At 73.5% G+C, this 10,829-nt stretch carries 7 protein-coding genes and 1 pseudogene; 6 read left to right on the top strand and 2 right to left on the bottom strand.

Annotation, left to right across the window (positions count from 1 at the left end):
• The first annotated feature begins 50 nt into the window (after window positions 1-50).
• Together D7147_RS19210 and meaB are read left to right on the top strand one after the other, a co-directional pair.
• Window positions 51-1,250: an acetyl-CoA C-acetyltransferase gene (locus tag D7147_RS19210; RefSeq protein WP_120679550.1), complete on the top strand. Its 1,200-nt coding sequence runs from the start codon at window positions 51-53 to the stop codon at window positions 1,248-1,250.
• A gap of 124 nt (window positions 1,251-1,374) precedes the next feature.
• The gene (gene meaB / locus D7147_RS19215; RefSeq protein ID WP_233563241.1) at window positions 1,375-2,310 is read left to right on the top strand and encodes a methylmalonyl Co-A mutase-associated GTPase MeaB; all 936 of its coding nucleotides are present in this window, start codon (window positions 1,375-1,377) and stop codon (window positions 2,308-2,310) included.
• A 137-nt stretch (window positions 2,311-2,447) separates the two neighbouring features.
• Here meaB and D7147_RS19220 read toward each other — a convergent pair whose 3' ends face one another.
• Window positions 2,448-2,849: an acetyltransferase gene (locus D7147_RS19220; protein WP_147434643.1), complete on the bottom strand. Its 402-nt coding sequence runs from the start codon at window positions 2,847-2,849 to the stop codon at window positions 2,448-2,450.
• Between the two features lie 269 nt (window positions 2,850-3,118).
• On the opposite strand from D7147_RS19220, the gene D7147_RS19225 reads away from it, so the two are divergent.
• The 4 genes and pseudogenes from D7147_RS19225 to D7147_RS19240 form a co-directional block, all read left to right on the top strand.
• Window positions 3,119-3,535 (top strand): Asp23/Gls24 family envelope stress response protein, encoded by a 417-nt coding sequence (locus tag D7147_RS19225; protein WP_120679904.1) that lies wholly within the window; start codon window positions 3,119-3,121, stop codon window positions 3,533-3,535.
• A 124-nt stretch (window positions 3,536-3,659) separates the two neighbouring features.
• On the top strand, window positions 3,660-5,348 hold the full coding sequence (locus D7147_RS19230; RefSeq protein ID WP_120679554.1) for an acyl-CoA mutase large subunit family protein: 1,689 nt from the start codon (window positions 3,660-3,662) through the stop codon (window positions 5,346-5,348).
• Between the two features lie 158 nt (window positions 5,349-5,506).
• Window positions 5,507-6,412: a tetratricopeptide repeat protein gene (locus D7147_RS19235; protein WP_120679556.1), complete on the top strand. Its 906-nt coding sequence runs from the start codon at window positions 5,507-5,509 to the stop codon at window positions 6,410-6,412.
• Between the two features lie 84 nt (window positions 6,413-6,496).
• Window positions 6,497-7,436: pseudogene (locus D7147_RS19240) on the top strand (arginase family protein); the annotation flags it as partial.
• A 1,179-nt stretch (window positions 7,437-8,615) separates the two neighbouring features.
• On the opposite strand, the gene D7147_RS19250 reads toward D7147_RS19240, so the two are convergent.
• Window positions 8,616-10,580: a penicillin-binding transpeptidase domain-containing protein gene (locus D7147_RS19250; protein WP_120679560.1), complete on the bottom strand. Its 1,965-nt coding sequence runs from the start codon at window positions 10,578-10,580 to the stop codon at window positions 8,616-8,618.
• Window positions 10,581-10,829 lie beyond the last annotated feature (249 nt).

Below are 10,829 nucleotides of genomic sequence, written 5' to 3' on the forward strand. Positions count from 1 at the left end.
GCCGAACAATCGTTAAGGCGTACAGGTCGGCACCCCCCTCGGAGGCAGCTATGGCTTCGGTGATCGTCAGCGGCGCGCGGACCCCGATGGGGCGACTGCTGGGCAACCTCAAGGACCTTCCGGCCACGAAGCTCGGTGGGATCGCGATCAAGGCGGCCCTGGAGCGCGGTGGCGTCAGCCCCGAACAGGTGCAGTACGTGATCATGGGGCAGGTGCTCCAGGCCGGCGCCGGTCAGATCCCGGCCCGCCAGGCGGCGGTAGAGGCGGGCATCCCGATGAGCGTGCCGGCGTTGACCATCAACAAGGTCTGCCTCTCCGGCCTGGACGCGATCGCCCTGGCCGACCAGCTCATCCGGGCCGGCGAGTTCGACATCGTCGTCGCCGGTGGCATGGAGTCGATGACCAACGCCCCGCACCTGCTGATGGGGCAGCGGACCGGCTACAAGTACGGCGACGTGGTGATCAAGGACCACATGGCGCACGACGGCCTCTCCGACGCCTGGGACTGCTGCTCGATGGGGGAGTCCACCGAGCGGCTCGGCGGCAAGCACGGCATCACCCGCGAGGAGCAGGACGCCTTCGCCGCGGGCAGCCACCAGAAGGCCGCCGCCGCGCAGAAGAACGGGCACTTCGCCGACGAGATCACCCCGGTGGTCATCCCGCAGCGCAAGGGCGACCCGCTGGTGATCGGCGAGGACGAGGGCATCCGCCCGGACACCACCGTCGAGACGCTGGCCAAGCTCCGCCCGGCGTTCACCAAGGACGGCACGATCACCGCCGGCAGCTCCTCGCCGATCTCGGACGGCGCCGCCGCGGTCGTCGTGATGAGCAAGGCCAAGGCGAAGGAGCTGGGGCTGACCTGGATCGCCGAGGTCGGCGCGCACGGCAACGTCGCCGGCCCGGACAACTCCCTGCACTCCCAGCCGTCGAACGCCATCCAGCACGCGTTGCGCAAGGCCGGGCTGACCGTCGCCGACCTCGACCTCATCGAGATCAACGAGGCCTTCGCCCAGGTCGGCATCCAGTCCGTCCGCGACCTCGGGATCAGCCCGGCGAAGGTGAACGTCAACGGCGGCGCCATCGCGCTGGGCCACCCGATCGGCATGTCCGGCGCCCGCCTGGTCCTCACGCTCGCCCTGGAGCTGCGGCGGCGTGGCGGCGGCACCGGCGCGGCGGCCCTCTGCGGCGGCGGCGGCCAGGGCGACGCGCTGATCATCCACGTTCCGGCCCGGGGCGAGAACGGCAAGTGAGCACCACGAGCGACCGGGTCGCGCGGACCCGCGCTCGCCGACCGAAAGTAGCCCCGTGAGCGGAACCATCGAGAACGCCCCGGCCGCGGCCACCGCTTCGGTGCGCCGCAGCCGGGACGTGCCCATGCTGGTCGAGCGGGCCCGCGCGGGTGACCACCGCGCGGTGGCCCGCCTGATCACGCTGGTGGAGAACGGCGACGACCTGCTCCGGGAGGTCGCGGCGGCGCTCGCGCCGTACGCCGGCCAGGCCCAGGTGGTGGGGTTGACCGGGTCGCCCGGCGTGGGCAAGTCCACCACCACCAACGAGCTGGTGCGGGCGCTGCGGGCGCGCGGACACCGGGTCGGCGTACTGGCGGTCGACCCGTCCAGCCCGTTCACCGGAGGGGCGATCCTGGGCGACCGGGTCCGGATGCAGGACCACGCCACCGATCCCGGCGTCTACATCCGCTCGATGTCCAGCCGGGGTCACCTCGGCGGGCTGGCGGCGGCCACCCCGCAGGCGGTGCGGGTGCTGGAGGGCGCCGGCTGCGACGTGGTGCTGGTGGAGACGGTCGGTGTCGGGCAGGCCGAGGTGGAGGTCGCCTCGCTCGCCGACAGCACACTGGTGCTGCTCGCCCCCGGGATGGGGGACGCGATCCAGGCCGTGAAGGCGGGCATCCTGGAGATCGCCGACGTCTTCGTGGTGAACAAGGCCGACCGGGACGGCGCCGACGCGACGTACCGCGACATCCAGGGCATGATCGCCCTCGGCGAGCGAGCCGCGGGACAGTGGCGACCGGTGGTGACCCGCGCGGTCGCCGCGCGGGGCGAGGGGATCGACGACATCGCCGCCGCGATCGACAAGCACCGGGACTGGCTGGTCGAGCACGGCGAGCTGCGCCGCCGGCAGGAGGCGCGGGCCGCCGCCGAGGTCGAGGCGATCGCGCTCGGTGTGCTCCGCGCCCGGATCGGCTCGCTGCGCGACGGTACGGAGCTGCCGTCGCTCGCGGCGAAGGTGGCCGAGGGGGCGATCGACCCGTACGCGGCCGCCGACGAGCTGCTGGCGCAGCTCGGGGCCTGACCTCAGCCGCGGCGCCGGCCGTGTACCGGGCGACTCCGGGCCCGGCACGAGGTACTCAGGGCTGACGGCGCCCGCCGACGCGGGACCGGCGGCGATGACAGGCGCCGGTCCCGCGTCGACGGGTCGCTACGGCCGGTCTAGCCGCAGTGGTCCCACTTGCTGGTCCACGAGGTGCCGCGGCTGAGCCCGCCGAACTTGACGCACTGTCCACCGGCCTGACCCCGCACCGGCCCGGCGTAGTACAGGTAGGGGTCCTCGTCGAAGCCGCCCCGGCCGTCCTCGATGTGCAGGTAGGCGCCGACCTTGGTCGCCGTGCCCCGATCCGCGGTCTTGACGGTGACCACGCAGTTCCAGCCGCCGCTGGACTTGTAGAGCAGGTAGACGGTGGCGCCGGGCAGCCCGTGACTGTCGATGACGTAGTACCCGGAGCCGCAGAGGGCGCTGGGCGACTCGGCCGCCTGGGCCGGCACGGCCGTGCCGAGCAGCGCACCGAGCGACAGGGCGACAGTCGTGGCGAGACTCAACAACCTCTTGCGCATCAAACAGACCTCACTCGTGCAGCGGAGTGGCCGTCCATCTCGGACGCTCGGGACGGCAGCGTAGTGGCTCGATGTCCACAGTTGTGCGCGGGACTCCACGGGTACGTTCGGCCGGTCGTGGCCCGCCGCCTGGGCCTCGGCTCGCTCGGGCGAGCCTGACGAAACAGACCCTAGTAGGCTCGCAGCGCACGGCCGGGAGCGAGGCTCCCGCGGAGCGGGCCGCCGAGCCGGTCGGTCCACAATGCGTCGGGACCAGGGGAGATGTGATCATGACGGACGCGGTGGAGAACGCCGGTGGAGTGCAGCCCGATGCGGGCGCGGCCCGAGGCGGCACGTCGGTCTCCGACGAGGTCGTGGAGAAGATCGCGGCGGCCGCCGCTCGTTCGGTGACCGGAGTCGCCGATCTCGGCGGCGACGTGGCCCGGTTCTTCAACAGCGTCCTGGACAAGGTCGGCATGGACGAGGTGGGCGACGCCCGCCGGGGCGTCTCCGCCGACGTGAAGGGCACCTCGGCGGTCATCAACGTGGTCCTGGTGATCGACGCCGGGCAGGTCGTGGCCGACGTGACCGAGGCGGTGCGGGCCGCGGTGATCGAAGCGGTGGAGAAGTACGGCCTGACGGTCACCCAGGTCAACGTCACGGTGGACGACATCGAGCTCAACCAGCCGGGAGCGGCCGGCGCCTGAGGCACCGGGGCCCGGCGGCCGCGTTGGCCGCCGGGTTACCCGCTGGTTCGGGGCGACTTAGCGATCGTTCAGGCGTGACCTCTAGACTCGACGTGTAGGTCGAGGACCCGAGGAGGAGCCGCGGATGAACGCCGACGAGATCGCTGCTGGCCGGGCGCGCTGGCAGGCCCGATACGACGCCGCGCGCAAGCGGGACGCGGACTTCACCACCCTCTCCGGCATGACCGTCGACCCGGTCTACGGGCCCCCGGAGGGGGTCGACCAGCCGGGCTTCGAGCGGATCGGTTGGCCGGGGGAGTACCCGTACACCCGAGGGCTCCACCCGACCGGTTACCGGGGGCGGACCTGGACCATCCGGCAGTTCGCCGGCTTCGGCAACGCGCAGCAGACCAACGAGCGGTACAAGATGATCCTCGGCGCGGGCGGCGGCGGCCTCTCGGTCGCCTTCGACATGCCGACGCTGATGGGCCGCGACTCCGACGACCCGCAGGCGCTGGGCGAGGTCGGGCACTGCGGCGTGGCTGTCGACACCGCCGCCGACATGGAGGTCCTCTTCGGCGACATCGACCTGGCCGGCGTCACCACCTCGATGACCATCTCCGGCCCGGCCGTGCCGGTCTTCTGCATGTACCTGGTCGCCGCCGAGCGGCAGGGCGCCGACCTGTCCACGCTCGACGGCACGCTGCAGACCGACATCTTCAAGGAGTACATCGCGCAGAAGGAGTGGCTCTTCGACCCGGAGCCGCACCTGCGCCTGATCGGCGACCTGATGGAGTACTGCGCCCGGGAGATCCCGCGCTACAAGCCGCTCTCGGTCTCCGGCTACCACATCCGCGAGGCCGGGTCGACCGCCGCGCAGGAGCTGGCGTACACGCTCGCCGACGGCTTCGGCTACGTCGAGCTCGGGCTCTCCCGGGGGCTGGACGTGAACGTCTTCGCCCCGGGGCTGAGCTTCTTCTTCGACTCGCACGTCGACTTCTTCGAGGAGATCGCCAAGTTCCGGGCCGCCCGGCGGATCTGGGCCCGCTGGATGCGCGACGTGTACGGCGCCACCAGCGAGAAGGCCCTCTGGCTCCGCTTCCACACCCAGACCGCCGGGGTGTCGCTGACCGCCCAGCAGCCGGTGAACAACGTGGTACGCACCGCCGTGGAGGCCCTCGCCGCGGTGCTCGGCGGCACGAACTCGCTGCACACCAACGCGCTGGACGAGACCCTCGCGCTCCCGACCGACGAGTCCGCCGAGATCGCCCTGCGTACCCAGCAGGTGTTGATGGAGGAGACCGGGGTCACCAACGTGGCGGACCCGCTCGGCGGCTCCTGGTACGTCGAGGCGCTCACCGACAAGATCGAGGCCGAGGCGGAGGAGATCTTCGCCCGGATCCGCCAGCTCGGCGGTGAGGGCCCGCACCAGATCGGCCCGATGACCTCCGGCATCCTGCGCGGCATCGAGGACGGCTGGTTCACCGGCCACATCGCCGAGTCCGCCTTCGTCTACCAGCAGGCGCTGGAGAAGGGCGACAAGAAGATCGTCGGGGTCAACTGCCACACCAGCACGGTCGCCAAGGACCTGGAGATCCTGCGCATCTCGCACGAGGTCGAGCTGGAGCAGCGCCGGGTGCTGGCCGAGCGGAAGGCCGGCCGGGACGACGCCGCGGTCAAGGCCGCAGTGAACCGGATGGTCGAGGTCAGCCGCACCGGGGAGAACATGATCCCGGCGATGCTCGACGCGGTCCGGGCCGAGGCGACGCTCGGCGAGATCTGCGACGCCCTGCGCGCCGAGTGGGGCACCTACCGCGAGCCCGCCCGCTTCTGACCCGTCCGACGGACACGGCCTCACCCACACCGCGCCGCGGCTACCCGCGGCGCGGTGCGGTCTGTGCCCGTACGGGTGGGATGAGCAGGGTGAGAACTGCAACTGTCGCCGTCGCGGTTGATCTGAGTTCGGCGACGTCCGTGCCAAACTAGATAACCATGAGCGACCCACGGATCACCTCGTCGATCTTCACTCGCGGCGCGGTCGACCTCAGCGCCCTCCGCGCCCCCGCCCCCACCTCCGCGCCCGTCCAGGCGGGCCCGCCCGCCGGTGCCCCCGGTGGCGCCGTCGGCGGTGCCACCGTCATCGACGTCACGGAGGCGACATTCCAGTCCGAGGTGCTGGAGCGGTCGCTCACCACCCCCGTGGTGATCGACTTCTGGGCCGAGTGGTGTGAGCCGTGCAAGCAGCTCTCGCCGGTGCTCGAACGGCTGGCGGTCGAGGGCGGCGGCGCCTGGGTGCTCGCCAAGATCGACGTGGACGCCAACCCCCGCCTCGCCCAGATGTTCCGGGTGCAGGGCATCCCGATGGTCTACGCCGTGGTCGGCGGCCAACCGGTCGACGCCTTCTCCGGTGTGGTGCCGGAGGCGCAGCTCAAGCAGTGGATCCAGGCAGTTCTCAAGGCCGGCGGGGTAGCCCTCACCGAGCCGGCCGACCCGCGCCTCGACGAGGCCGACGACGCCCTGATGACCGGTGACCTGGACGCCGCCGAGCACGCGTACCGCAAGATCCTCGCCGACTTCCCGGCCGACGCCGCGGCCGAGGCCGGCCTGGCCCAGGTGGGCCTGGCCCGTCGGGTCGGCGGCGCCGACCCGCAGGGCGCGCTCGCGGCGGCCGCGGCGAACCCCGACGACGTCGACGCGCAGCTGCTCGCCGCCGACATCGAGGTGATCAGCGGCCTCGCCGAGCAGGCCTACAAGCGCCTGGTGGACACGGTCCGCCGCACCGCCGGTGACGACCGGGAGAAGGTACGCCAGCACCTGATCGGCCTGTTCAGCATCGCCGGCCCGGACGACCCGGCGGTCGCCACCGCCCGGCGCGCCCTGGCCAGCGCTCTGTTCTGAGCAGCGGAACGGTTCCGAGTACGTAGCAGAGCAGTGCGGGCCGGCAGACCGGCCGGCCCGCCCGACCTCCGAGGACGGGAGCCCATGATGCGCCGGATCGCCGTCCTCGACGCGCCGACAAACCTCGGCCTACGCCCGCCGACGCCCAGCTCGGTCCCGGGCTGCGCCAAGGCGCCCGGTGCACTGCGCGATCAGGGCCTGCTGGCCCGGCTACGGGCGCGGGACGCCGGTCACCTCACCCCACCCCGCTACGACCCGGGCGACTGGCGTCCCGGCGACGGCGTCTGCCACGCCCGGGAGATCTCCGCGTACTCGGTGGCGCTCGCCGACCGGATCGGCGCGATCATCGACCGCAGCGAGTTCCCGCTGGTGCTGGGCGGTGACTGCTCGGTGCTGCTCGGCTCCGCGCTGGCCATGCACCGTCTCGGTGAGGCGGTCGGCGGGCGGATCGGGCTGATCTTCGTCGACGGCCACTCGGACTTCCGGCACCCCGGCAACGCCTCGTACGTCGGCGCGGCGGCCGGCGAGGACCTCGCCCTGGTCACCGGCCGTGGACAGGCCGACCTGGCGGCGATCGAGGGGCGCCGGCCCTACTTCCGCGACATCGACGTGGTGGTGCTGGGCATCCGTGCGCAGGACGAGTACCGCCTCGACCTCCAGGCCGCAGGCATCCTGACCCGCCCCGTGCCGGCGCTGCGCGCCGAGGGCGCGGCGCGGACCGCCCAGTGGGCGCACGAGCAGCTCGCCGAGTGCGCCGGCTACTGGGTGCACATCGACGTGGACGTCCTCGACCCGGCGGTCATGCCGGCGGTCGACGCGCCCGACCCCGGCGGCATCGCCTTCGCGGAGCTGGAGATCCTGCTCGCCGGGCTGGTGGACACCCCGCACTGCCTGGGCGTGGAGCTGACCGTCTTCGACCCCGACTACGACCCCGACGGTGCGTACGCCGCCGAGATCGTGAACACGGTGGTGGCCGGGTTGACCCCGGTGACCTCCCCGGGGGCCGTACCGCCCCGGCTGCTGCCGGGCCCGCCGGACACCCCGGCACCCGCCCCGCGCCGCGGCACCCGGCGGCCGTCCGTCTCCGCGACGGCGTCCTCGGCCACGACGGCTGCCCGCGGTCCCGTCCCGTCCGGTCTGGCCTCTCCGGGCGCCCTGCCTCCCGCCGTCGCGGTCCGAGGTTCGGCGGAGGAGCCCGCCGGCCCGCTCGGCCCGGATTCGCTGGGCTCGGGTTCGCTGGGCTCGGGTTCGCTCGGGCCGGGTTCGCTGGGCTCGGGTTCGCTGGGCTCGGGTTCGCTCGGGCCGGGTTCGCTCGGCCCGGGGCTCGTCGCGCCGCCCGCCTCGGCCGGGCTGCTCACCTCGTCCGCGCCGGAGCCGACCGGGCCGCCCACCTCGTCCGGGCCGCAACCCGGCGCATCGCCCGCCTCGGCCGGGTTCGAGCCGGTCGGGCCGCCTGCCTCGGCCGGGCCCGGGCGGCTCCGCCGGCCGGAGGTCACGGCCGAGCGGAACGGGGCGGAGGACGACCGTCCGGCACCGGCCGAGGAGAGGCCGCGCCCAGCTGCCGGCCTCGCCTGACCGAGCGACTGACTGATCCACTCGGGTTCATTGAAGTCGGGCTGTCCGGCCCGGCCGGACACCCCGACTTCATGGATGTCGAGTCGATCACGCCCTGGCCCCGGCCTGGTCACCGGCCCTGGCCCCGGCCTGGTCACCGGCCCTGGCCCCGGCCTGGTCACCGGCCCCGGCCTGGTCACCGGCCCTGGCCCCGGCCTGGTCACCGGCCCTGGCCCCGGCCTGGTCACCGGCCCTGGCCACCGGCCCAGGCCCTGGCCTGGTCACCGGCCCAGGCCCTGGCCTGGTCACCGGCCCAGGCCCTGGCCTGGTCACCGGCCCAGGCCCTGGCCTGGTCACCGGCCCAGGCCCTGGCCTGGTCACCGGCCCAGGCCCTGGCCTGGCCACCGGCCCCGGCCCCGGCCCCGGCCCCGGCCTGGCCACCGGCCCCGGCCCCGGCCTGGCCACCGGTCTCGGCCTGGCCACCGGCCCTGGCTCGGCCCGGGCCCTGGCCCCGGCTTGGCCCTGGCCCCGGCTTGGCCCAGGCCCCGGCTTGGCCCAGGCCCCGGCCTGACCCCGGTCCCGGTCCCGGACTGACCCGGCCACCGGCCCCGGCCAACGGCCCGGCGGGCTCGGCGAGCCGGGTCGGTCGTCAGCGGGGTAGGGCGCGGAGGAAGCGTTCGGCGATCGGTACGGCGGAGGCGGTGCTCGCGCCGCCCTTCTCGACGAAGACGGCGAACGCCACGTCCCCCTGCCAGCCGACGAACCAGGCGTGGGTGTGCGCCGGGTTGTTGTCGTACTCGGCGGTGCCGGTCTTGCCGTGCACCGGCTGGCCCGGTACGTCCTTCAGCGTGCTCGCGGTGCCCACGGTGACGACTTCCCGCATCATGGCCCGTAGCGCCTGCACCGACTCGGGCTTCAGCGGCTGACCGAGCGGGGCCGCCTTGGCGGGGGCCGGATCCAGCAGCAGCTTGGGCTGGGCGAAGTGGCCGCGGGCGACGGCGGCGGTGGCGGCCGCCAGGGCCAGTGGGCTGACCAGCGTGGTGCCTTGGCCGAACGAGGCGGCGGCCTGTTCGGCGGGGGACCCGTTCGCCGAGACCTTGCCGGTGAACGCGTCGACCCCGAGGTCCCACTGCCCCTCCAGGCCCAACGACCGGCCGGCGACCGCCAGACCGTCGCCGCCCAGCTTCGGGGCCAACGCCGCGAACGCGGTGTTGCAGGACTTCGCGAAGTCGGTGCGGAAGGGCACCGCGCCCAACGCGAAGTTGTCCGAGTTCTTGAACGACCGGCCGTCCACCGTGAAGGTCTTGTCGCACTTCACGGTGGTCTCCGGCGTGACCGCGCCGCGGTCGAGCAGGCCCAGGGCGCTGACCATCTTGAAGGTCGAGCCGGGCGGGACCTGGGCGTCGAAGGCGAGGTTCTCTCCGGCCGGGCCGGGACCGTTCGCCGCCGCGAGCACCGCGCCGTCGCTGATCCGTACGGCCACCAGGGCGGAGCGTTGCGGCTGTGCGCGCAGCGCCCCGTCGGCCGCGTTCTGCACGGCCACGTCGAGGGTCGTCTTCAGCGGCTGGCCCGGCTGGGGCTCGTGGTGGAAGACCTCCTTGCCGGTCGGCACCAGCGTGCCGTCCTCGCCGGGACGCTTGATGATCACGGTGAAGCCGGGTCGCCCGCGCAGCCGGTCGTCGTACCGGCCCTGCAACCCGCCGTGCCCGACGAGGTCACCGGCGAGGTACTTCTCGGGGTGGGCGGCCAGGTCGTCGGCCTGTGCCGGGTCCACCGAGCCGAGCAGCGCCCGGGCGAACTCCCGGGTGGGGGCGAGGTCCGCCTTGTCGGACTGGAACTTCGTGCCGGGCAGGTCGTAGATGCGCGACTTGATCTGCCGGTACGCCTCGTCCCGCAGCGTCACCACCTCGACGAACGCGCCGGGATCGGCCTCGGAGAGGCGCTTGGGCAGGTCGGCGAGGTCGACCGCCGGCACGATCACCGGCCGGATGGCCCGGAACGCGCTGTCGAGCTTCTTGACCAGCCCCGGCACGTCGCTGACCTGGTTGGGCTGCACGCCGACCCGGACGATCGGTCGCGGTGCCACGATCGGTCGTCCGGCGGCGTCCAGCACGCCCGCGCGGGCGCCGGTGTCGCGGCGCAGCCCGAGCCGGTCGCCCTTGGTGAGCTGCTCCTGCACGAGCTGCGGCTCCCAGATCACCTGCCACTGGCCGTCGTCGCCGTGCGCCAGCCGCACCTGACGGTCGTACGCCCAGCGGGTGTCGCCCTGGAGCGTCCACTCGATCCGGATTCCGGCGGTGGCGGTGTCTGCGGTGATCTTGGCGTCGCCCTGCCGGCGCAGCGTGGGCGGGGTGGCGGCCAGCTCGCCGGAGAGCTCCTTGATCTCCTTGACCACCTCGTCGGCGGGGACCTTGGCGCCGGTCGCGTCGACGAAGCCCACGGTCTGCAGGTCGCCGGAGCGCCAACCGGACAGGAAGGCGTCGACGCTGCGTTCCGGGCCGTCCTCGCCGGAGCACGCGGTGAGCGCGCCGACGCCGATCAGGCTGGCGGCCACGGCGACGAGAAGCCGGTTGGGGCGGGTGCGACGGGTGTGACGTGGGTACGACAGGGGCATGCGTCAGGTCCCTCCGCGGTCGGGTCGCCCCACGCTAGTACGTGAACGGCGGACCCACTGTCCGGGACGGGCCGCGACGTGGGGAAAGACTGGGCGGGGGCAGTGTGATGAACATCGCGCGAAGGGGTACACGGCAGGCGGCCAACCTCGGACCCGCAAGGGGCGAATGGACAAAGTCCAGATCCGGACGTCCGGCCCGTGGTCCGCCCGCGAAGGGGTGAACCCGTAGGGCCTAGGCTGGGCGGCAGA

Origin of the sequence: Micromonospora musae, from assembly GCF_003626545.1 — a bacterium.
In the GTDB taxonomy this organism is placed as follows: domain Bacteria; phylum Actinomycetota; class Actinomycetes; order Mycobacteriales; family Micromonosporaceae; genus Micromonospora; species Micromonospora musae.